Annotated in this window: 24 protein-coding genes; 15 read left to right on the top strand and 9 right to left on the bottom strand. The window is 41.7% G+C overall.

Annotated features, from left to right (window positions below; translation table 11 throughout):
• Positions 1–17: 17 nt before the first annotated feature.
• Positions 18–221: a YheE family protein gene (locus tag I2483_RS11510; RefSeq protein WP_207277358.1), complete on the bottom strand. Its 204-nt coding sequence runs from the start codon at positions 219–221 to the stop codon at positions 18–20.
• A 71-nt stretch (positions 222–292) separates the two neighbouring features.
• Between I2483_RS11510 and I2483_RS11505 the strand changes: the two genes are divergently transcribed.
• From I2483_RS11505 to I2483_RS11480, 6 genes are all read left to right on the top strand, one after another.
• Positions 293–685 carry a ferritin-like domain-containing protein gene (locus I2483_RS11505; protein ID WP_186672145.1) on the top strand — a complete coding sequence of 131 codons (393 nt, stop codon included), beginning with the start codon at positions 293–295 and terminating at the stop codon, positions 683–685.
• Positions 686–748: 63 nt separating this feature from the next.
• Complete coding sequence (locus I2483_RS11500; RefSeq protein WP_481886337.1) at positions 749–1,906, top strand: DUF445 domain-containing protein; 1,158 nt, start codon at positions 749–751, stop codon at positions 1,904–1,906.
• An 11-nt stretch (positions 1,907–1,917) separates the two neighbouring features.
• Complete coding sequence (locus I2483_RS11495) at positions 1,918–2,265, top strand: YlbF/YmcA family competence regulator (protein WP_186672144.1); 348 nt, start codon at positions 1,918–1,920, stop codon at positions 2,263–2,265.
• A gap of 462 nt (positions 2,266–2,727) precedes the next feature.
• Positions 2,728–4,233, top strand: a complete 1,506-nt coding sequence (locus tag I2483_RS11490) for a coproporphyrinogen III oxidase (RefSeq protein ID WP_207277357.1) — start codon at positions 2,728–2,730, stop codon at positions 4,231–4,233.
• 288 nt (positions 4,234–4,521) lie between these two features.
• Positions 4,522–5,301 (top strand): enoyl-CoA hydratase, encoded by a 780-nt coding sequence (locus tag I2483_RS11485; RefSeq protein WP_207277356.1) that lies wholly within the window; start codon positions 4,522–4,524, stop codon positions 5,299–5,301.
• 94 nt (positions 5,302–5,395) lie between these two features.
• Positions 5,396–5,803 (top strand): hypothetical protein, encoded by a 408-nt coding sequence (locus I2483_RS11480; RefSeq protein WP_207277355.1) that lies wholly within the window; start codon positions 5,396–5,398, stop codon positions 5,801–5,803.
• Positions 5,804–6,051: 248 nt separating this feature from the next.
• Here I2483_RS11480 and mgsA read toward each other — a convergent pair whose 3' ends face one another.
• Together mgsA and I2483_RS11470 are read right to left on the bottom strand one after the other, a co-directional pair.
• The gene (gene mgsA / locus I2483_RS11475; protein WP_186672137.1) at positions 6,052–6,456 is read right to left on the bottom strand and encodes a methylglyoxal synthase; all 405 of its coding nucleotides are present in this window, start codon (positions 6,454–6,456) and stop codon (positions 6,052–6,054) included.
• Positions 6,457–6,504: 48 nt separating this feature from the next.
• On the bottom strand, positions 6,505–6,690 hold the full coding sequence (locus I2483_RS11470; RefSeq protein WP_186672135.1) for a YhzD family protein: 186 nt from the start codon (positions 6,688–6,690) through the stop codon (positions 6,505–6,507).
• Between the two features lie 178 nt (positions 6,691–6,868).
• Here I2483_RS11470 and I2483_RS11465 point away from each other — a divergent pair, with 178 nt between their 5' ends.
• From I2483_RS11465 to I2483_RS19405, 6 genes are all read left to right on the top strand, one after another.
• Entirely contained in the window at positions 6,869–7,768 is a 900-nt protein-coding gene (locus I2483_RS11465) for an ABC transporter ATP-binding protein (protein ID WP_207277354.1), read from the top strand.
• Complete coding sequence (locus tag I2483_RS11460) at positions 7,761–9,026, top strand: ABC transporter permease (protein ID WP_207277353.1); 1,266 nt, start codon at positions 7,761–7,763, stop codon at positions 9,024–9,026. Before I2483_RS11465 ends, I2483_RS11460 begins: the two co-directional genes overlap by 8 nt.
• A 93-nt stretch (positions 9,027–9,119) precedes the next feature.
• Entirely contained in the window at positions 9,120–10,340 is a 1,221-nt protein-coding gene (locus I2483_RS11455) for a metallophosphoesterase family protein (RefSeq protein WP_207277352.1), read from the top strand.
• A gap of 9 nt (positions 10,341–10,349) precedes the next feature.
• Positions 10,350–13,250 (top strand): ATP-binding protein, encoded by a 2,901-nt coding sequence (locus I2483_RS11450; RefSeq protein WP_207277351.1) that lies wholly within the window; start codon positions 10,350–10,352, stop codon positions 13,248–13,250.
• Complete coding sequence (gene yhaM / locus I2483_RS11445) at positions 13,247–14,185, top strand: 3'-5' exoribonuclease YhaM (protein WP_207277350.1); 939 nt, start codon at positions 13,247–13,249, stop codon at positions 14,183–14,185. The genes I2483_RS11450 and yhaM overlap by 4 nt, the downstream gene beginning before the upstream one ends.
• A gap of 203 nt (positions 14,186–14,388) precedes the next feature.
• The gene (locus I2483_RS19405; protein WP_255550406.1) at positions 14,389–14,517 is read left to right on the top strand and encodes a hypothetical protein; all 129 of its coding nucleotides are present in this window, start codon (positions 14,389–14,391) and stop codon (positions 14,515–14,517) included.
• A gap of 524 nt (positions 14,518–15,041) precedes the next feature.
• Here the strand turns inward: I2483_RS19405 and I2483_RS11440 are convergent.
• Positions 15,042–15,950 carry a peptidylprolyl isomerase gene (locus I2483_RS11440; RefSeq protein WP_207277349.1) on the bottom strand — a complete coding sequence of 303 codons (909 nt, stop codon included), beginning with the start codon at positions 15,948–15,950 and terminating at the stop codon, positions 15,042–15,044.
• A gap of 144 nt (positions 15,951–16,094) precedes the next feature.
• Here I2483_RS11440 and I2483_RS11435 point away from each other — a divergent pair, with 144 nt between their 5' ends.
• Positions 16,095–16,196, top strand: coding sequence for a YjcZ family sporulation protein (locus tag I2483_RS11435; protein ID WP_186672119.1), 102 nt, complete (start codon positions 16,095–16,097; stop codon positions 16,194–16,196).
• A gap of 83 nt (positions 16,197–16,279) precedes the next feature.
• Here I2483_RS11435 and I2483_RS11430 read toward each other — a convergent pair whose 3' ends face one another.
• The 5 genes from I2483_RS11430 to I2483_RS11410 form a co-directional block, all read right to left on the bottom strand.
• Positions 16,280–16,465: a hypothetical protein gene (locus tag I2483_RS11430; RefSeq protein WP_186672118.1), complete on the bottom strand. Its 186-nt coding sequence runs from the start codon at positions 16,463–16,465 to the stop codon at positions 16,280–16,282.
• 60 nt (positions 16,466–16,525) lie between these two features.
• On the bottom strand, positions 16,526–17,134 hold the full coding sequence (locus I2483_RS11425; RefSeq protein WP_207277348.1) for an HTH-type transcriptional regulator Hpr: 609 nt from the start codon (positions 17,132–17,134) through the stop codon (positions 16,526–16,528).
• A gap of 415 nt (positions 17,135–17,549) precedes the next feature.
• On the bottom strand, positions 17,550–17,912 hold the full coding sequence (locus I2483_RS11420; protein WP_207277347.1) for a YtxH domain-containing protein: 363 nt from the start codon (positions 17,910–17,912) through the stop codon (positions 17,550–17,552).
• Between the two features lie 151 nt (positions 17,913–18,063).
• Entirely contained in the window at positions 18,064–18,576 is a 513-nt protein-coding gene (locus tag I2483_RS11415) for a tryptophan transporter (RefSeq protein WP_207277346.1), read from the bottom strand.
• Between the two features lie 113 nt (positions 18,577–18,689).
• The gene (locus tag I2483_RS11410) at positions 18,690–19,115 is read right to left on the bottom strand and encodes an HIT family protein (RefSeq protein WP_207277345.1); all 426 of its coding nucleotides are present in this window, start codon (positions 19,113–19,115) and stop codon (positions 18,690–18,692) included.
• 266 nt (positions 19,116–19,381) lie between these two features.
• On the opposite strand from I2483_RS11410, the gene I2483_RS11405 reads away from it, so the two are divergent.
• Positions 19,382–20,131 carry an ABC transporter ATP-binding protein gene (locus I2483_RS11405; RefSeq protein WP_207277344.1) on the top strand — a complete coding sequence of 250 codons (750 nt, stop codon included), beginning with the start codon at positions 19,382–19,384 and terminating at the stop codon, positions 20,129–20,131.
• Positions 20,115–21,326 (top strand): ABC transporter permease, encoded by a 1,212-nt coding sequence (locus I2483_RS11400; protein WP_207277343.1) that lies wholly within the window; start codon positions 20,115–20,117, stop codon positions 21,324–21,326. Before I2483_RS11405 ends, I2483_RS11400 begins: the two co-directional genes overlap by 17 nt.

The following is a 21,326-nucleotide window of genomic DNA, read 5'->3' as shown; positions in this document are numbered from 1 at the left end:
CCCGAAGTTTTCATGAATCAATCATAGACGTGGAAAATCATCAATTCATGGATCATTTTTTTCAAATTGTCTTCTTCAGGCGGCGTTTCTCCGGCCCAAACAATGACACCCTCAGGTAAATAGTCACCGGTGTACCTCGTGTTACGGAAGAAAAATGAGAATGTCCAACCCGGTAATTGTGTGTTGTCAAACATCGGTTTAAAGCTGAAATGTTGAAGCATGTAGTTAACTCCTCTCATAAGACGCTACCCGTCCGCATAATATCAAGAAAAGAAAGCGAAAGGGTGCTGACTTGTTTGTTGATAAATTAAAGCAGGCCATCGAGGATGAGTACAAAGATTATTATTTTTATAAATCAATGCACGGCATGACGAATGATCCGCTTTGGCAAGACTTTCTTCAACATATATATGAAGATGAAAAAAGTCATTATGAAATGTTTCAACAGCTCTATTATATGATGACGGGGACATTTGTACAAAACCCAAAGAAACCTTTGCCTTGTTATAACTTAAAAGAGTGTGTTCAGCGGGCATTGGTGAATGAGCTTGAGGGAGTTGAAATGTATAAGGAAATGCTGCTGACAGTTCCTTTCCAGCAGGCCTACAATCCGTTTTTCATCGCCATGCATGATGAAATGGAACATGCTATTCGTATGTCGACAATGTACAACGCACTTAGATAAGCCTTTGAGTTTTTACGTTCGGTTGAGTTCTGTTATAATTAGGGCTTAACGATACGGAAAAAGGTGAATCATTTGGGTTTCTTATGGACATTGTTATTCATGGCATTAATTGGTGCGTTAATCGGTGGATTTACAAATCATCTAGCGATTAAAATGCTGTTTAGGCCACACGAAGCAAAATATATTGGGAAATGGCGTGTGCCGTTTACACCAGGATTGATACCGAAGCGGCGCGATGAACTGGCAATGCAACTTGGTAAGACAGTAACAAAGTATTTATTAACACCAGAAACGTTCAGAAAGAAATTATTGACAGACGACATGGAGAAGAAAGCAGAGTATTTCCTCCAGCAAAAACTTGAACAGCATATCCTTCTCTCTGATAAAACATTGAATGACTGGCTTGATACTGCCGGGGCGACAAATGTTGCACAGAAAGCAGAGCGGAAAGTGTTGGAAGTACTCGATACCCAGCTTAACGCCGTTCGTGCAAAACTGACGACGGGATCGGTAGAAGAGGTGCTACCGCAAAAGTGGCGGGTAGAAGCAGCAGGGCGCATTCCAGCCGTGACAACCTACATTTTAAGCAAGTCGGAACACTACTTCGAATCGGATGAAGGAAAAGCAATGTTCGGTAAAATGATTGATGATTTCCTAGCAACGAAAGGTACACTTGGAAGCATGGTAAATATGTTTTTTGGAGAATCTGAATCGCTTGTTGGAAAAGTCCAGCGTGAAGCATTGAAATTCGTCTCAGCACCTGGGACATATGATCTTGTGAACACGATTATACTTAATGAATGGGAAAAGCTTCAAAAACGTCCTGTTGAGGAACTTCTTTCAGGATTTGATTGGGATGGATTGTTCGATTCAATCCGGTCATATGCGTTGAAAGAACTTGTGTTAGAAGACCGTTTGAATAAGACGATACATGATTATTGGCCTGGTGGATCGGCATGGACAGCTACCAACGTAACACCGGTGCTGACTAACTTCGCATTCAAACAGGCAGAAAAACAAATGGAAATATCGCTCCGCAAACTCAAAATAGATGATATGGTTAGAGAGCAAGTCGATACGTTTCCGGTTGCAGTCTTGGAAGATCTCGTGCTTGGTATTTCCAAGCGTGAGTTCAAGATGATTACCGTACTCGGGGCATTTCTTGGCGGTTTGATTGGAATCGTTCAAGGCCTTATCGTCTTGGCAACAAATTTATCCTAGGGGGACTATACATGACAGTGAATATTTACGACGATTTAAACAAATTGGAAGCAACGTTCAGAAAGACTGATGAATTTATGGAAGTACAGCAAGCGGTAGTAGAAGTAAAGGCAGATGACGATGCACTAGCGTTGTTCAAAAGCTTCCGTAAAATCCAATTGAGCCTTCAGGAAAAACAGATGCAAGGTGAAGAACCAGTTGCTGAAGAACTTGAATACGCTCAAAAGACTGCACAACTTGCGCAGCAGAATCCTAAAATAATGAAAATGCTGGAAGCAGAAATGAAATTGAGTGGCTTGATTGAAGAAGTAAACCGTGTACTGATGAAACCAGTACAACAATTATACGAGTCCATCTAAAAACCGGCCTAGGCCGGTTTTTCTTCAAAAATAAGAAAGTATACGCTTTTTTGACTTATACTAGTGTCTAGCTCCAGGCGCCAGCCGCTCGGAGGCCCACAGGATGTGGGTCTCGTAGCCATTGCCGCAGGACGCGGCGTACTTAGGCTAAGTTCCTTGAAAGCAATCCAGCTATGTGGCAAAGAGCGCCACGGCGTGACTGCATGGATGCAGGTATGCGGTCGTTGCGACAGGACGTCGCGATCTTAGACTGCCTTTCCACGGATCGACTTATGCCTATCGCGGGCCTACAGGATGTAGGTCATGCAGCTGTTGCCACAGGAAGTGGCGCACTTAAGCTGCGTTCCTTTTAAGGCGCCTTCTGCTTTTCTTCTTCCTTCACTCCGTAAATTTGCTATAATGATTTTATGGTCTTCTAAAGAAAAAACTTCGGATTGATTAATAGAAAGTTGGGTATACACATTGCAAAAAATCGTTATGAAAGAAAACTATGAACAGGGCTGGATTAGGATGTTCACGCATCTTGCAAACCTGTTCTTTGAACAATCAAAAATCGTCGATGAGGATGAAGAGGGAGCGATACTCGCGAACTTGACGTTGGATCGGACGCTTGATGGACAACTTGTCGGAAAGGCAATCATTACATGGGATGGCGTGGAGTATTCTGCAGTGTTTTCTGAGGTAGAAGAAACGGACGATGATAAAGCGATTACTCGCCAGTTAAAGCGAATTTATTCACACGTCTTCCTTGAAACGCTTGAACAGGCAACGGGGATGCATCAATCGTGGGGAATTCTGACAGGGATCCGCCCGATGAAGCTGTACCATAAATATCGCCGCGAGGGATACAGTACAGAAGAGGCTCAGCAATTGCTAATGGATAGCCATCGACTATCGAGTGAAAAAAGTGAGCTACTCGCGAAAATTGCAGATGTTCAACTTCGTTCCGTGCCTGATCTACATGAATTAAAAAATGAAGTAAGTATTTATATAGGCATTCCATTTTGCCCGACAAAATGTGCGTATTGCACATTCCCGGCCTATGCGATTAATCGGAAAAATGGCCGAGTCGAAACATTCTTAGACGGATTACACGACGAAATCCGTGAAATGGGGAAATGGCTGACAGCGCGAGACATGGCCATTACGACGATATACTTCGGCGGAGGTACACCAACATCTATTGAGGCGGAAGAAATGGATGCGCTATATGAAACGATGTATGCCTCATTCCCTAACATGGATAAAGTCAGAGAAATCACGGTAGAAGCGGGTCGTCCTGATACGATAACACCTGCAAAAATCGATGTACTGAAAAAGTGGGGTATTGACCGGATAAGCGTCAATCCACAATCCTATACAGATGAAACACTGAAAGCAATCGGCCGTCACCATACAGTCCAAGAAACAGTCGATAAGTTCTGGCTATCACGCGATATGGGCATGAAAAATATCAATATGGATCTCATTATCGGGTTACCAAATGAAGGAATGGAAGAATTCAAGCATTCACTTGCGGAGACTGAAAAAATGCAACCTGAATCGCTGACAGTTCACACATTGTCATTCAAACGGGCATCTGAAATGACCCGCAATAAAGATAAATACAAAGTTGCGAATCGTGAAACTGTTGAGCAGATGATGAAACTCGGAGAAGAGTGGAATGCTGCAAATGGCTATGAACCGTACTATTTGTACCGTCAAAAGAACATTTTAGGTAACTTGGAAAACGTCGGTTACGCGAAACCTGGTGAAGAAAGTATCTACAACATTATTATAATGGAAGAGGTACAGACAATTATCGGAGTTGGATGTGGAGCTTCAAGCAAGTTCATGGACCCTGAAACGGAGAAAATTACGCAGTTCTATAACCCGAAAGATCCTGCAGCTTATATTTTGACGTATGAAGATTCGATTGTTAAGAAACTCGCTCATCTTGACGCGACTTTTCCGAAGACGGTTAATTAGAAAAGCGCAAGCGCCTTGATAGACCCGAAAAGCGCTGGCCGACTAAGTTCGCCACGTCCTGTGGCAACGTCGGCACTAGTACGTCCTGTACGTCGAAGGGCCTTAAGATAAAGGCGCTCTTTGCCTTTAACTTAAGGGCTGAAGCGACTCAAGGGGCTAGGCGCTGGAGCTAGACACTACTCTAGGTTGAAAAACGTATACTTTATCTTTTAAATAAAGGGTTTATTAAAAAAACACCGAATCTAAGAAGTGAATGGTAATTCATTTCTTATGAAGGGGTGTTTTTTTATGTATACAACTGTCGAATTAAAAAAAGAGGGGCGCCTTGCGCATCTTACGTTGAATAGGCCCGCGTCTATGAACGCGATGGATAGTGTCATGATGAAGGAACTTGCGGATGTTTTTGAGGCATTGAAAAGTGATACGACAGTCCAAGTTCTAGTGATTCAAGGAGCTGGCCGTGCATTTTCAGCGGGCGGAGATATTAAAGCGATGCTAGATCCGGATAGCCCGATGGACATTGGGAATGTGATGGTAGACGTGTCACGCCTTGCAAAGGCACTTTATACATTACCGCAAGTTACGATTGCAGTTGTGCATGGCGCAGCGGCGGGACTTGGGTTTAGCCTTGTACTTGGCTGCGATCATATTATTGCAGAAGAAGAGAGTAAACTCGCGATGAACTTCATCGGCATTGGTCTAATTCCCGATGGAGCTGGTCATTTCTTCTTAAAAGAACGTGTTGGTGTGCCTCAAGCGAAAAGCCTTATTTGGTCAGGAAAAGTGATGAATGGTCAAGAAGCACTTGAAAAAGGACTAATCGATGAAGTGACTGCGCAAGGTAATGGTGCTGAACGCGGCGAAGCGTTTGCTCATAAGCTGCTTGCGTCGCCGATTGCAGCAATGATTGCATCGAAGCATATATTGCATGCGCAGAAAACAGCAGAACTCGAAAATGTGTTGAAAATGGAAAGCGAAGCACAAGTGGCGATGCGGAAAACGGTAGACCACTTGGAAGGTATTCAGGCATTTGTAGGGAAACGTAAGCCGGAATTTATAGGGAAATGATTTTTTAGTAATACGGACACTGATTTAGCAGGCGAGTTATAACTGCTAAATCAGTGTCTTTTTGAGTGCATTACGAAATGATAAGGAATATGCTATGATTAGTTATAAGATAATTACGTTAGAAAGTGAGGTTGGAAAAATGGAAGAGTTGTTAAGGCAGTTCATGGAGCAAATGGACAAGCGTTTTGATCAGGTCGACAAACGCTTTGAGCAAATGGGAAGTCGTTTCGATCAGGTCGACAAGCGTTTCGAACATATGGACAAGCGTTTCGACAAGGTTGAACAGGACATCAGAAGTTTGACGGAAGAAGTGCGTCTCAACCAAACGGAGAACAGAAGTCATTTTAAACATGTTGAATCCCAGTTGGAACAGCAACAACATACTTTTCAAGTTGTAGGCGATGAAATCAAAGGTGATAAAATCGATATCCAGTATTTGAACCAAAAAACAAGCAAGCTTGATATGGAAGTCAACAATTTGATCCAACGCTTTCATTCCTAACAGCCTGCGTAAATAAAAAAGTACCAAGCATGCATCCGTTGAACAACCGGATTTATGCTTGGTACTTTTTAAAATGGTAATAAAGTATAAATTTTTCAACCTGTAGCAGTGTCTAGCTACAGGCGCCAACTCCTCGGGTCATAAGCCAGCCCAACTAGGAAGGATTGAACTGCATCCTTCCCGGGAAGTTCGCCGCGTCGTTGGCCCGTCTTATGCCTGTCGGAGCTATGCGGCGCATTCCGCTTTTCTTATTTATATTTATCAAGCATTTCACGCCACGAAAAATACCCTTTTTCCACAGCACGAATTAATAGTTCAGCCGTTGCGATATTCGTAGCTAGCGGGATGCCGTAGACATCACAAAGCCGCAATAATGCACTGACGTCAGGTTCATGTGGTTGAGCAGTTAGTGGATCTCGGAAGAATAGGATCAAGTCCAAATCGCCAGTCGCAACCATTGCACCAATTTGCTGGTCACCACCTAAAGGTCCCGAATTAAGTCGAGTCACAGATAAATTGGTTTCGTCCATGATTCTTTTTCCAGTTGTACCGGTAGCAAATAATGTGTATTGCGAAAAGATATGTTCGTAGGCGATTGTGAAATTCACCATTTCATTTTTCTTTTCATCATGGGCAATTAATGCGATTTTCACTTCGTAACACCCCGTCTATTTGTATGATGGAAATGCTCATTTTTATGTTTAAGAATGGAACAATAATAACTTGCCAGCTGGAGAGGCGAGGCGGTGTGTTTTGTTGAGAAGGTTTTTCTCCTCGAGCATTACTTGACCTTTTTCTTTTGCTGCATCGTCTGTTTCAGCTGTGAATGTATCTTCTGTAATTAGTGCGCCTGTTGGTTCGAAAGCTGTTAGTTTATATGTTCTCACATAATTCACCCTTTCCACTCTATTTAATTCATTATACATGAAAGGTCCGGAAAAGAAATTTGTAAAAAAATACTTCATATGGTAAAGTTGCTGCCATTCTCTAAATAGAAATTAAGTTGAAACTTCTGCATGCTAGATACGTATAGTTACTATTGGGAAATTCGAAAGGGGTAGCAAAATGTCATTACTACTTGAAAATGTCACGAAACGATTTGGGGATTTTACCGCGGTAGATGATTTGACACTGTCTGTTAATAAAGGAACGATGTACGGGTTTCTCGGTGCGAACGGTGCAGGTAAGACGACGACGTTTCGGATGATTCTTGGTTTATTGAACGCCAATGAAGGACGGATTACGTGGAATGGAAAACCGATTTCTTATGCGACAAGTCCTGAGATTGGTTATTTACCGGAGGAACGAGGGCTTTATCCGAAAATGAAAGTGGAAGAGCAGCTGATTTTTCTAGCACAATTGCGTGGTATGAAAAAAACGGATGCAAAGATGGCTATGAATAAATGGCTTGAACGAATGGAAATCACTCATTATGCCAATAAAAAAGTTGAAGAACTATCAAAAGGAAATCAGCAAAAGATTCAAGTAATTGCATCTCTTATGCATAACCCTCAACTGTTAATTCTTGACGAACCATTTTCAGGCTTGGACCCAGTTAACGTTGAAATGTTGAAAGAGGCGATTCTACAATTCCGCAATGATGGCGCAACCATTGTATTCTCGAGCCACCGCATGGATCATGTCGAAGAATTATGCGAGCAACTTAGCATTATCGATAAAGGCAAGCAAATTGTGAGCGGCACACTTCGTGATGTGAAACGGTCATTTGGCAAGCAGAATGTACGCATAAATTCGGACAATGATTTGGCGCATTTGGCGGCAATTGCAGGTGTGAAATCAGTGCAGAAATCAATTGAAGGTGCACTTTACCAAGTCGAATCTGAACAAGTTGCTAATGATTTGCTGACAGCGGCATTAAAGTCGGGCCCGATTCGCCATTTTGGAATAGAAGAACCTTCGCTGCAAGACATTTTCATCGAAAAGGTGGGGAAGCAACATGCGTGAATTCATGATCATTTTTAAACAGGCATTTATGACCAAAGCGAAAACGAAATCGTTCATCATAACAACATCTATCATGATTGCAGCGGTTTTCCTGTTTGCGAACATGGAGAAAATTATTGATACAGTTAAAAGTGCTACGGGCGGGGATAGCGACTCGGGGGAAGTGCTGCAAGTACTCGATGAAAGCGGCGTTCTTGCAGATCGGTTAAAAGCTCAGTTCGAGTCAAATGAATCAGATATTAAGGTGGAACTGTCCAGTAAATCGGAGAAGGAACTTACAGATTTAGTGAAAGAGGGAGAAATTGACTCGTTCGTATCGCTTGCACTTGATAATGAAAATACAATTCAGGCGAACTATGTTTCAATGAGTGCCATGGAATTCACTCTTCCAATGATGCTACAAGAGGCACTGCAATCGATACAAACGGAAATGAAAGCGCAAGAGTTATCTTTGTCTGGCGAACAAGTGCAGACGCTATTCGCACCCATTCAATTTGAGCAGCAATCGGTATCTCCGTCAGCAAAATCAGAGGAGGAATTGAGTCAGGCACGTGGTCTTGTCTATGTACTCATGTTTCTTATCTATTTTGCAGTCATTGTTTATTCTAGTATGATTGCGACAGAAGTTGCGGCAGAAAAATCATCACGTGTGATGGAAATTCTAATCTCAAGTGTGTCGCCAGTTAAGCATATGTTTGCAAAAGTACTTGGCATTGGATCACTAGGTCTTTTGCAAATGGTATTGCTGGGTCTGGCGGGGTACATTGCATTGAAAACAACAGCTTCTGAAATGGCAGAAGGTTTCTTTTCCGTCTTCGGCTTTTCAACTATGAATGTAGGAACGCTCGTCTATGCACTCGTCTTCTTCCTGTTGGGATACTTCCTTTTCGCAACGTTAGCGGCTCTTCTAGGCTCACTCGTTAGCCGGACAGAAGATGTGCAGCAGATTATCATGCCGATGACATTGCTAATCGTGGCAGGGTTCATGATTGCAGCAACAGGACTTGGGAATCCTGAAATGGCCTATATAAAATATGCTTCGTTTTTCCCGTTCTTTGCACCGCTGGTTATGTTCTTGCGTGTCGGTATGTTGGAGTTACCAGTATGGGAACCGTTATTGTCAATTGCGATCATGCTTGTGACAATCTTCCTTCTAGGCTTCTTCGGAGCACGTGTTTACCGTGGCGGCGTTCTTATGTACGGACCGTCTCGTTCGTTGAAAGATATTAAAAAAGCAATTCAGCTTGGAAAAGAATAAGTGAGATGTAAAAAGACTCTGATTAATTCGCAGAGTCTTTTTATTTATGGTAAAATTAGAACAAGTATTCGTCGAATGAAGGAGGGTTCCCACTTGTCAACAATCCGATTTATCCACACGGCTGATTTGCATCTCGACAGCCCATTCAAAGGCATGACAGGCTTGCCGACAGATCGTTTGAACAGTTTACGAGACAGCACCTTTGCTGCGTTTACTAAACTAATTGAGCACGCAGTCAAAACGAAACCAGATTTTGTCTTATTCGCGGGTGACATTTACGATGGGGAAGATCGGAGTTTGCGTACGCAGATGAGGTTCCGTGAAGGAATGGCGAAATTGGATGCGGCAGGCATTCCCGTATTTATATCACACGGAAACCATGATCATCTAAGTGGCAGATGGACAAGGTTTGAACTACCGCCGAATGTGCATGTTTTCGGTGAGAACGTTGAAACTGTACGTCTGAACGTGAATGATCAGGAGGTATTAATTTATGGCTTCAGTTATAAGGAACGGCATATCCGTGATAAAGTGATTGACCGTTATCCTGTTGCTGAAAATCATGATGCATTTCATATTGGTATGCTGCATGGTAGTTTGGCGGGAGATGAAACACATGCAGTTTATGCGCCATTCACGAAGAATGAGTTGCTAGCGAAGCAGTATGATTACTGGGCGCTCGGGCATATCCATGTGAGGCAACAGCTACATGAATCGCCTCCAATCGTTTATCCGGGAAATTTGCAGGGGCGTCATCGCAATGAACGTGGTACAAAGGGGTTCTATGAAGTTGAGCTCACGAAAACAAAAGCATCACTTCATTTCATCCCAGCATCAGCAATTGTCTTTGATAGACTCGAATTGTCTTGTGGAGGAATGAGTCATGCGAATGAGTGGCTGACGGCATGTTCGGAAGCACTAGAGTCATTCAAGGAGCATAATGGAGCAGGAATCGTGGAGCTGTTAATGACTGATATCGACAGTGAAGCTGCGAATCTGTTCAGTCAATCGCCGGAGGAAGAATGGTTGGAGGTCTTGCGTGATTTTGTCGGTGAAAGCGAACCTTATGTCTGGGTGCAGAAAATTACATTTGCGAGGCAGTTGAATCCGTCGATTGCATCGAGTGCACTAATGCAATCAGTTACTGGGATGATTGATGGCTGGACGAAAGAAGACTGGAAAGATGTTTTAAAAGATGTTTACCAGCATGCGCGTGGCGTCAAATATTTAGACGTTTTGACTGAAGATGAAATAGATGAAGTGAAAGCCGGTGCAACAGTATTGTTGGCGGCGGAAATGTCGGGAATGGAATGAGGTGTTTACATGAGGATTGAAAAGTTGAACATTTACGGATTCGGAAAACATGAAAATGTTACGGTGGATTTTGGCCCGGGCATTACTGTTTTGTATGGATTGAATGAAGCTGGGAAAACGACCATTCAGCAGTTTATCCTTCATATCTTATTTGGATTCCCACAAAAAAACAATGTGCTCTTACGCTACGAACCGAAATCTGGTGGCAAGTACGGTGGACAAGTGCATCTTGTGGATGAGACATACGGAAAATGCATCGTCGAACGAATTCGTGGAAAATCCGCTGGTGATGTTACCGTCTATTTCGAGGATGGAACAAAGGGGGGAGAAGTGCAATTGAACACGCTACTTCGCCAGTATGACCGCGCTTCATTCGAATCCATTTTTTCATTCTCATTGTTACAGTTACAGGGATTCGAAAAAATGGATGAAGACGAATTAAGCCGGACACTTCTTGCTTCGGGAACCACAGGCGTTGACTCTATGTTACAGCTTGGAAACCGAATGGAAAAAGAGCTAGGAGATTTGTTCAAAAAGTCAGGAAGAGTTCCGGAAATGAACGTCAAAATCATGGAACTTCGGGAATTAGAGATAGAGCTGAAAGATGAGCAGGAAAAAGTGGGGGAATATGCACCTTCGATTGAACGAATAAGGGAAATCGATGACTTGCTTACAGAGTTGCGAGAACAGGAAAAAGAACTTATGCAAGGCTCACAGAAGCTCGCTCTCGTGCGACAGCTACTCCCCCTTCATCAAAAAAAACAGGCATTGGTTGCAAGATTGTCTCAATTAAGTGCAATAACCTTTCCGGTAGATGGTATCCGGCGCTATGAAATGCTGGCTGGGAAGTTAACAGAAGCCGAAGCTAGTAAACAACGGTTGGAAGAAGAAGTAGCAGAACTACTGGCAAGAATGCCTGAACAGCAAGAATTTGAACGCATTGCTGAACTTGAAACTTTACTGGCGAAAGAAACAGAGTGGCATAGATGGCAAACAGCAGTTACTTTTGAAGAAGATAACGTGAGTCAGCTAACTAGTTCTAAAAGACGTCTACTCGATAGACTTGGTATAAAAGGGTTTGAAGCGGAAAACACTATTTTTGAGGCTGATGTTTCAATCCAAAAGGAAGAAAACATGCACAAAATTATCCGAGAACTTACCGAAGGCGATCAGCAAATGGGCTTTGTGAATCGCCAACTTATCCAAGTGGAAAATGAGTTAGCTGATACTGAAACTGAAATCAGTGGAACTGAACGTACTGCACCTACTATAAAGGAATTGGAACATGTACAGCAGTGGCCAAAAATCCGCCAGCAACTTGCTGAAGCGAAAGCCTATGTTTCATTAAGAGGACGATCAGCTGGACAGAAATCACTGATGATACCTGCACTCCTAGTCATACTTGCAATTGCGTTTATCGTTTTCGGGTTCATCCAAAAAGAATGGTTGATAATTATAGCTGGTGTTATCGTTATAGGATTAGGCATCTCTCTATATTCAAAGAGACAGGATCAAACGCCGGATTCATCGAAACTGCAGCAGATGGAAAAAATCATTGCCGCATATGACGGGAATGAGGACCAAATGGAAGAACTGACAGAGCGAATTGGCATATACAAGCGCAAGAAAGAAAAGTTACAAGAAGTATTTATGGCACTTGAAAGGAAATACCAAACGCTGACATCTGAGCTTGAAAATGCATATAGTAATAGGCGGCAAATTGAATTGGAACTGGCCAATTTTTTAGGGCTTTATGGTTTCAATGAAATTCCTTCAACCGCGATTATCCCGGAATTATTCCGTATGATTCGAGAAGTTCAGGAAGTTACTAGAGAGTTGAATGATGCTGTGTTACGGCGACAAACGATTCAGCAGCAAATTGTTGAACGGTTGGCTGAAGCTGAAAAAATAGTTCGGAAATCTGCACCGAAAGAAGCTATTTATGAGATGCTAAGAAGGGAATTCATTCAGCTGAATGAACAAGCAGAAACAATTAAGTCATTGTCAGCTGCTTTGGAACGTAAACAATCAGCGCTGAAAGAAACATCCAGCCTTGCAAACTCGTTGCTTGAAAAAGTGCAGGCTTTGTTTAGCGAGGCAGCGGCAGATACGGAAGAAGCCTTTTACGCAGCATACAATATCCACCAGGAGGCGTTGCGTCTTAAGGGGCAACAAGAGGATGTCGATGCACAACTAGCATCATACGGCCATCTTGAATTGCCTGACGGCGTTATGGATGATGAGTTGCGCATAAAGCTGGATGATAATAGCGCAATACTATTGTCGATTAGCGAAAGGCTAAATGTCTTAATCAATGACAAGGCCGCACTTGTTAATAAAACGGAACGACTACTAACAGATGAAAATTATGGTCGTAAACTACAGCTCTTCGAAATGAAAAAATCCGAGCTTGCAGAACTTGCAAAAAAATGGTCTGAGCGCAAAGCGATTACTGAAGCAATCAGACGGACAATGTCGGAGTTGAAAGAAAAGAAATTGCCTGAAGTACTTGAAGCAGCAGAAAGATTGTTCTGTGAACTGACGGGCGGAAATTATGAATCACTTAGCGTAACGGAAACGGGTCATTTTGAAGTATTGGCGAAAAGTGGAATGCGTTATCCAATTGTAGAGCTGAGCCAGGCTACAAAAGAACAAGCCTATATTTCGCTTAGATTGGCGCTTGCGGCATCAATAGTGAGTACGGCTCCTTTTCCATTAATGTTGGACGATCCATTCGTTCACTTTGACGAAGAGCGACTTTCGCGTATGATTGAACTACTCGACAATCTACAAAACAAGCATCAGTTCATTTATTTCACATGCCACGAAGTGATGAAGGATAAATGGCAGGGGGCAACAATACTAAACGTTTCCGAAATCGGAAACGAACGGGGAGCGATGGTCATATGAAGAAAATTGCAGAATATAATGCAGGTGAGCCACTTGAAATTTTCTTGCTGATTAAGCAATCAACAAAAGGAGTTACCACACAAGGTAAACCATTTATGACACTTATCTTGCAAGATAAAAGCGGTGATATTGAAGCGAAACTATGGGATACGACAGATGAGCACGCGCAGACATATGCCGCAGCGACGATTGTCAAAGTTGGCGGGGAAGTACATGAATACCGTGGGAAAAATCAGTTGCGCATCAAAAGCATACGACCAGTAAAAGAAGATGAGGGTGTGTCGATTGCTGATCTAGTTCCGTCATCGGCAACAAGTAAGGAAGTACTATACGAAGAGTTGATGCAGTATTTCTTTGAAATGCAAAATCCGCAAATTCAACGAATTACGCGTCATTTATTGAAAAAACATCAGACAGCTTTCATGACGTACCCAGCTGCAACACGAAATCACCATGATTATGTATCGGGTCTTATCGATCATGTTGTTTCCATGCTTAAACTCGGAAAAGCGTTAGCGGATCTGTATCCTTCACTCAATAAGGATTTATTGTACGCGGGAATTATTTTGCATGATGTTGGAAAAGTGATTGAGCTTTCAGGTCCAATTGCAACGCAATATACGATTGAGGGAAATCTTCTAGGTCATATTACAATTATGGTCAATGAAATTTCAAAAGCGGCTGACGAACTTGAAATTACTGGCGAAGAAGTCATGCTGTTGCAACATATGGTTTTATCCCACCACGGCAAGGAAGAGTGGGGAAGCCCGAAACGTCCTATGCTGAAAGAAGCGGAAATTCTTCATTACATCGATAACATTGATGCGAAGATGAATATGCTGGACCGCGCACTTGGCAAGACGGCTCCTGGTGAGTTCACGGAAAGAATTTTCCCGCTGGATAACAGGTCATTTTATAAACCATCAATTGAATAACATATATTGAAAAAACAAACACCCCCGAAAGCCGTCTTTCGGGGGTGTTTGTTTGAACTTTTATACATTGTCATGTCTGTTGATTAACCATTTACTTGCATAAAAGACTCGTGAGAAGGGATCGATGACCTTCGTTTTCACTTGACCATTTTCGGCCCGCTTGCGGCTAACTTTTCATGACAGATTTACTGGGGGGTCCTAATGTGGCTAGAAGTGACTCCGTCACTTCTAGCCATACTATTTTCAGTAATCCTGTTGTGAATAATTGCCTGTCGCGTTCCTACAATGTTCTAGTGAAAAATGCAGTTGTTTTTGAAGAAAAGATTAGATAACTTTATATAGAGAGTGTAAGTGCCCGAAGATGCAATTTCGGGCACTAATGTATGTTGTATAATATGCTTCTTGCTTACTTTTAACAAAGAGTATGCGTCTAATCATGTGATGCCTACTAGAAAGTTACGCTTCTTTAATAAAAAAAGAGAAAACGCTATAGAAAGTTTCAGCCGCCAAAATTGCATCTTTGGCGGCTTTTCTCCAGGTTGTTGCCCTCTATTCTTTCGTCCCAAAAGGCTTAAGCACTACATGTATTTATGAATTTGGAGCGCGACGGATGAAGGATCACCATACGATTACCGAGAAAAATGTGTGTGGGTGCGACAAAGTCGCACCCACACAAATCCAGTCATCTCGGTAATCGTATAGAAGTCATTCAATCCAAAGCAAAACAAAGTCATCTATACACGTAGCACCCAGTGTTCGATCAAGTTATTTGCTGGTTACTTTTGGTTAATCAACATACATAATACATAGTAATAAAAAAAGACTCCTAAAAAGGAGTCTGAAATTCTTAATGGTATTATTTAGTTTTATCTTCTTTATCTTCTTTTTCTACTTCTGGCTCTACCAAGAATACATCAAGTGCTGATTTCAAGTCTTTATCTTCAACTTTTACATCAGCATCTTTCATTAACTTAGCTATTTTCGGGATAATTGTACTTGGATCTGCCTTCTCAAGTTGTATTTCTTTAGTAAGTTTTTCTTTCTCTTCTTTAGTCATTTCCTTAGCTTCGATGTTACGTTTTTCTGTAACTTTAATAACGTGGAATCCGTGTTCCGATTGAACAGGTTCACTGATTGCGTTCACATCAAGTGCATACGCACCTTCCCAGAATTCTTTGACCATTTTACCGTAGCCAAACCATCCAAGATCCCCACCGGATTCTTTTGCAGCCGGTTCAGTCGAATACTTTTTCGCTACTTCAGCGAAATCAGCTCCGCCTTCAAGTTCCTTTTTGACTTTAAGGGCAGTCTCTTCATCCGCAACTAGGACGTGTTTGGCATTCAATTCTGTATTCATCATTTTAATGCGTTCTTCGATTTCCTTATCTGTTACTTCAACGCCATCAGTAAGAGCAGCTTCTTGTAACAAATTAATACGAAGGATTTTTCTTAAGCTCTCTTCAGTGTGACCTTCTTGAGCGATATAGGCATCGAAACCTTCACCTAATTGTTCTTTCATATCATTGACTATTGCATCAACTTGTTTATCAGAAATTTTATATTTTGCATCTAGCACTTTTTCGAGGACGAGTAGTTGTAACGTTTTTTCACCCTGCGCATGCTTCATTTCGTTATAAAGTTCGCTTTGTGTTACATTTCCGGCTTTTGATTTGACAAGAACTTCATCGCCGGCATTCTTGTCGCTGCACGCTGAAAGTGCAAGTACAGATGCGGCCATTGTAAGTGCTAAAATAGTTTTTTTCATTTTGAAATCTCCCCTAACTTTTATGTGCAACAGTATACATTATAACATAAAAACAATTCTAAAACAAAAAGGTTCCCTTTGGATATACTGCCTACAACGGGTCGATTATTACGCATAGGATACATAGAGAGAGGGGGTGCTCCTATGAGCGGATATGACCAAGGTTCCCAAGGTACTTCGGGATTTGCGTTGATTGTTGTTTTGTTCATTTTATTAATCATTGTCGGTGCAGCCTTCCTGAATTAATTCAAGAAAAGCTCTAGGCGTTAGGCGCTAAGGCTTCGATAATGGAAAAAGTCCATTTCCCGTAAAAAAGGGAATGGACTTTTTTATACTTGTAACAGAATCTCGACGTAAAATGACACAATTAATATGGTTACAAGAACGTTAACGGTGGTAAATATTTTCTGTTGCTTCTCTTCAGGGATTTCCTTAGATTCGCAAAGTGCATACGTCATTTTATTGATTTGAAACAGATATAATAATGAGAACAGAATTGTAATAATAAGGATCAAATCTATTCCTCCTCTTTAACTTCCCAAGGCAATCATAGCAGAAGTCCTTCTAAAATGAAATTATTTTTCCTCTGCGCTAGATACCAGTTTTTTAAGTTCATCATTACTATTCGTTTGACCTATAGCAATCATCTCACCAGTAGAGTCATCGTACGATTCCTTGATTTTTTCAAAGCCACGTTCAAATATTTCCATGAAATCTTCCCCATAAATATTTCGGACAACGGACATAACTTCGAGGAATTCTGGGAATTTTCCGTAAAGGTCTTTAATAGGGAGTGAACCCTCTAAAATATCATGTTTAGAATCATAGTAGTTCATATTCATCTCGAGTAGCAGTTTCTCCCCTGCCTCTGTAACTTCAACATATGTATTTCTTCTGTCATCGTCTTTTTTATAAAACCGTAAATACTCACGATCTTCCAGCTTCTTTGAAAAGTTGAATGCTGTTGAAACATGCATGACTCCGAATTTAGCGATGTCAGAAATAGTGGCACCTTGAAGATGGTAAGAAATCCATAAAATGTGATGCTCATTAATATTCAAGTCATAAGGTTTTATCCATTGCTGCCAATCTTTTTCTACCGCTTTCCAAAGTGCTTTTGACATCTGTGCAACCCTTTGACTGAAAATCATTGCTTCTTTCGGAGAGTACTTTTGCTCTGACATTGGAAACACCTTCTTTCTATATTTTTCCGCTTCTTTTATTATAGCAGGAAAGCAAAGAAGAGAAAAGTAAAGATTGTGAAAAAAGATTTTGAGTCAATAATAACGTTGAAGAGAAATTGACATAAAAATTAGGAATGCGGCCGTATCCACTACTTAAAACCTATATAGTGTAGGCCTTTTGTGGAGAGTAGACTGCATTCCTAAATGGTAGATTGTATGTGCTTTAAAATTATCCTGCATTAACGGGCAGTAGGAACCCTACTTCAAGTCTGCAAGGACGTGAGAAGAAGTGGGAGATCATCTGCCCATAATAGCCTGAATGGTTAGGGCCAACAGGATGTTGATTACCTAGGCTTTGCCAAAGTTCATTAAATAATCAGTGGAGGATGTAGCCCCCACTGAATGTTGATTACCTTTATCTTTGCTGTGTTGCGATATTTCGTTCCAGTTCTTCAAGAGCAGTTTGGATTGCAGCAATTTCTTTTTCCATGCGTTCTCGATTTGATTCGGTTGAATGTTGCCATTCCTCTACTGAACCCTTGATGCCATCGATTGTTGTTGGAACAGTTTCTTTCGCTTCTTTTGTAAGATGGGAAATGGACTCTTTTAGATCATCGACTTTTACCTTTACATCTTTGAACAAAAATTTCATGTCACTTGAAGCATCCCTGACGGATGTCCGAAGCTGGCTTCCCGATTGGGGAGTTGAATACAATACCGTAACAGCGGCCGCAACTGAACCGGTCACGAGTCCGATGAAAAATGTAGATGCTTTCATGAATAATGCACTCCTTCTTATTATGAATAGTATTCCTTGCTCTGGCTTAATTAAAACATTTTAAAGGAGCCTGGGCAATAATGAGATATATAAGCGACTGGGCATCAAAAAAAAGCTCTCCTCGTGGAGACGGAAAGCTTTCGCTATAATTTTAATTGGAAAATGCAGTTTTAAACGAGGATCGCTTGACCAAACCCTTAACAATTGGGTAGATCAAGAAAAATGCAATTCCGTTCATGGCAACAGCGGGAAGTACAACTGCTAAGAATAACCCTCCGAACGGTAAATCTGCTCCAAGAATGAAAATGGCGATTGAAAGGAAGATACTCCCTGACAATACAGTTCCAATACCTGCTACAACAGTGGAAGCGATCAAGTTACCTGTGATCTTTTTAAGTGAAACAATAATTGCATAGATTACAAATGCAGTAATGAACTTATCAACCACATTGGGGATGAAGCCCCCTGGAAAGTTTGAAATAATACCTGTTGTTCCAGCAAGTAAAAATACATTGCGCACTTCAGGGAACAGGAATATGCTGATAAACATCATTGTCAGCATGAAATCGGGTTTCATTCCGCCAGTAATGGGTGGAATTATTAGGTACAATGCAGCACCTACAGCAGTTAATAATGACATTAATACAAGACTTTTCGTATTCATTTCTCATCTCTCCTCGGCTCATCTGTTTTTTTGAGTTTTTCCTGACGTATCCTCATGATCGACAGCGAAAAACTTATTATGAATCTTACACGGTATTCAGATAACTTGCAAGCTTATTGTTCTAACTTTCTTCGAATTCCAGCTGCAATCTCCTGAACTCGTTCCACACTTGTTTCAGATTCCTTCGTTTCAAAAGTTGGTTGGAATCCGTCGGTTTCATCATAGCGAGGGATGAAATGCAGATGGGAATGGAAGACGGCTTGTCCTGCAAATGCGCCATTGTTTTGCAATAAATTCATTCCAGCTGGTTTGAATTCATCTTTTAGCGCATTGGCGATTTTGGGTACGACAGAAAATAGTTGGGCTGCTTCTTCAGCAGTTAAATCATAGATATTTTCACGATGTGTTTTCGGGATAAGAAGCACATGTCCTGTCGTTACAGGCATAATATCCATGAAGGCGAGTACATGCTCATCTTCATAAACTTTTACGCTAGGGATTGTTCCTTCAATGATTTTACAAAAAATACAAGCAGTCATTTTCACCACTCCTTTTCATGAATGGGACAAGTGTAGCATAATTTAAGATATAGGTTGAAATATTGAAGACGGTATTCAGACTAGCGTAGGCGCCTTACAGGTAAAGGAAGGCAGTCTAAGTTAGCGACGTCGTGTCGCAACGACTGCATGATCTGCATTCTGCAGGCCCAAGCGTTATTCAATGCAATCATTCTATATAGTTGTATGAAGGAGAAAGCTTTTTAAACCGTTTTTTGCTAAAATGAATAGAAGAATGGAGGATGGATATGGAAATTCTTGAATTACAAGACGTAACAGGCGGATACACACGTAAACCCGTTCTGTATGATTTATCATTTAACATCGGACATGGCGAGTTAGTGGGTCTGATTGGACTAAATGGGGCGGGGAAAAGTACAACTATTAAACATATTATCGGATTAATGAATCCACATAAGGGAGAAATTCGTGTTAACGGGGTGACATTCAGTGAAGATCCCGAAAAGTATAGGAAGGCGTTCACTTATATTCCTGAAACGCCGATACTCTATGAAGAATTGACGCTGAGGGAACATCTTGAACTAACAGCGATGGCATACGACCTTGATAAAGAAGTGTTTGAAGCGCGATCAGATGAGTTACTCCGGGAATTCCGGATGGAGAAACGTCTAAACTGGTTCCCAGCGCATTTTTCAAAAGGGATGCGTCAAAAAGTAATGATCATGTGTGCTTTTCTCGTTAATCCATCATTATATATTATCGATGAACCATTTGTCGGCCTCGATCCAATAGGCATCAAATCACTATTAAAGCAAATGACGCAGAGAACAGAAAATGGGGCTTCTATTCTTATGTCAACGCATGTATTGCCAACTGCGGAAAAACATTGCGACAGGATCATTTTGCTGCACGAAGGACGGGTGCGAGCGGAAGGAACGATGGATGACTTGAGAAAGGCATTCGGACGTCCTGACGCATCATTGGATGACTTGTATATTGCGATGACAGAGGAAAACGACAATGAACAATTTGCGTGAAATATGGGGATCCCGGTTCGTCCATTATATAACCGAGCTCCAAAAGTATTTAAAATATGTATTTACAGGTCATTTGGCAATTGTCCTTGTCTTCACAATCGGGGCGGGGGGCTATACGTATAGCGAATGGTTGAAGGAAGTGCCAGCAGATTTCCCAGCGGCATTGCTTACGGCTATCATACTTGGACTAGCGCTCGCCTTTTCGCCGCCAGTGACGCTATTGAAACCCGCGGACACGGTTTATTTCCTCCCGTTGGAACAAAAGCTTGTTACGTATATGAAACGGGCTTTGAGTTGGAGTTTCTATTCACAATTGCCAGTACCATTTATTTTATATATTGTTGCGTTGCCGTTACTTTCAGCTACAGGGACCGGGTCGAAGATGGAGTACATCATCACCGCAATTTTGTTGCTGGTCATTAAGCGAGTATTCATTGAGTCGGAATATAATTTCAGACATGCTTTGGATGGGAAAGGAATCTGGCTAGATAGGGTCGTCCGATTTTTAATGGGGGGATCCATAATTTATTTTGGTCTTGCAGGAAGTCCTCTTATTCTTCCGGTAATTGCTGTACTTATTGGTATGTACAACTTGTATTGGCGAAAAAAGAGGATGCTAAAACCGTTTCCTTACGACCATTTCATCTCACTTGAACAGAATCGAATGATGCGTTTTTATCGTTTTGCCAACTACTTCACAGACGTTCCACATTTGAAAGGATCCGTTAGTAGACGAGCATGGCTCGGTTTTGCGATGGGATCTCCGAACTTCAGAAATCCTGTTGCACAAACGTATCTAATCAAACGCACATTTATACGTACAGATGATATTTTTTGGCTATGGGTAAGGCTAACTGCTTTATCAGCACTTGGGGCGATTTTCATTCCGTTCCCGATTGTCGTGTTCATATTCGCAGGAGCACTAGCATTTGCCTCTGCCGTACAACTTATCCACGCATTGCGGGCCGGGGACGATTTTCGGATGGATATGCTGTTTCCAGAAAAGGAAGACACCCGTCCAGATGCAATTAAAAGAATCGTTCGTACAGTCCAATGGATTCAGGCGGCAGTAGTTATATGTGCTGCACTGTATCTGTATGGGGTTTCTGTAACAACATTCCTTGTCGGGGCTGTCATCCTCATCATCTCCGAGGCGACGATTAGATTGACTGTGGAAAATAAAGAATATGAGTGA

This window comes from Sporosarcina sp. E16_3, assembly GCF_017347125.1.
Taxonomy (GTDB): Bacteria; Bacillota; Bacilli; order Bacillales_A; family Planococcaceae; genus Sporosarcina.
Note: the sequence above shows the minus strand (reverse complement) of the source record. Positions and strands in the feature narration are given on the sequence as shown.

What these genes read in the sequence shown, in the direction of transcription:
- I2483_RS11485 (WP_207277356.1), top strand. Translation starts at nt 4,522, where the DNA reads ATGTATACAACTGTCGAATTAAAAAAAGAGGGGCGCCTTGCGCATCTT.
- I2483_RS11410 (WP_207277345.1), bottom strand. Translation starts at nt 19,115, where the DNA reads ATGACTGCTTGTATTTTTTGTAAAATCATTGAAGGAACAATCCCTAGC.
- I2483_RS11460 (WP_207277353.1), top strand. Translation starts at nt 7,761, where the DNA reads ATGCGTGAATTCATGATCATTTTTAAACAGGCATTTATGACCAAAGCG.
- I2483_RS11435 (WP_186672119.1), top strand. Translation starts at nt 16,095, where the DNA reads ATGAGCGGATATGACCAAGGTTCCCAAGGTACTTCGGGATTTGCGTTG.
- yhaM (WP_207277350.1), top strand. Translation starts at nt 13,247, where the DNA reads ATGAAGAAAATTGCAGAATATAATGCAGGTGAGCCACTTGAAATTTTC.
- I2483_RS11495 (WP_186672144.1), top strand. Translation starts at nt 1,918, where the DNA reads ATGACAGTGAATATTTACGACGATTTAAACAAATTGGAAGCAACGTTC.
- I2483_RS11510 (WP_207277358.1), bottom strand. Translation starts at nt 221, where the DNA reads ATGCTTCAACATTTCAGCTTTAAACCGATGTTTGACAACACACAATTA.
- I2483_RS11450 (WP_207277351.1), top strand. Translation starts at nt 10,350, where the DNA reads ATGAGGATTGAAAAGTTGAACATTTACGGATTCGGAAAACATGAAAAT.
- I2483_RS11425 (WP_207277348.1), bottom strand. Translation starts at nt 17,134, where the DNA reads ATGTCAGAGCAAAAGTACTCTCCGAAAGAAGCAATGATTTTCAGTCAA.
- I2483_RS11415 (WP_207277346.1), bottom strand. Translation starts at nt 18,576, where the DNA reads ATGAATACGAAAAGTCTTGTATTAATGTCATTATTAACTGCTGTAGGT.
- I2483_RS11440 (WP_207277349.1), bottom strand. Translation starts at nt 15,950, where the DNA reads ATGAAAAAAACTATTTTAGCACTTACAATGGCCGCATCTGTACTTGCA.
- I2483_RS11480 (WP_207277355.1), top strand. Translation starts at nt 5,396, where the DNA reads ATGATTAGTTATAAGATAATTACGTTAGAAAGTGAGGTTGGAAAAATG.
- I2483_RS11420 (WP_207277347.1), bottom strand. Translation starts at nt 17,912, where the DNA reads ATGAAAGCATCTACATTTTTCATCGGACTCGTGACCGGTTCAGTTGCG.
- I2483_RS11405 (WP_207277344.1), top strand. Translation starts at nt 19,382, where the DNA reads ATGGAAATTCTTGAATTACAAGACGTAACAGGCGGATACACACGTAAA.
- I2483_RS11400 (WP_207277343.1), top strand. Translation starts at nt 20,115, where the DNA reads ATGAACAATTTGCGTGAAATATGGGGATCCCGGTTCGTCCATTATATA.
- I2483_RS11465 (WP_207277354.1), top strand. Translation starts at nt 6,869, where the DNA reads ATGTCATTACTACTTGAAAATGTCACGAAACGATTTGGGGATTTTACC.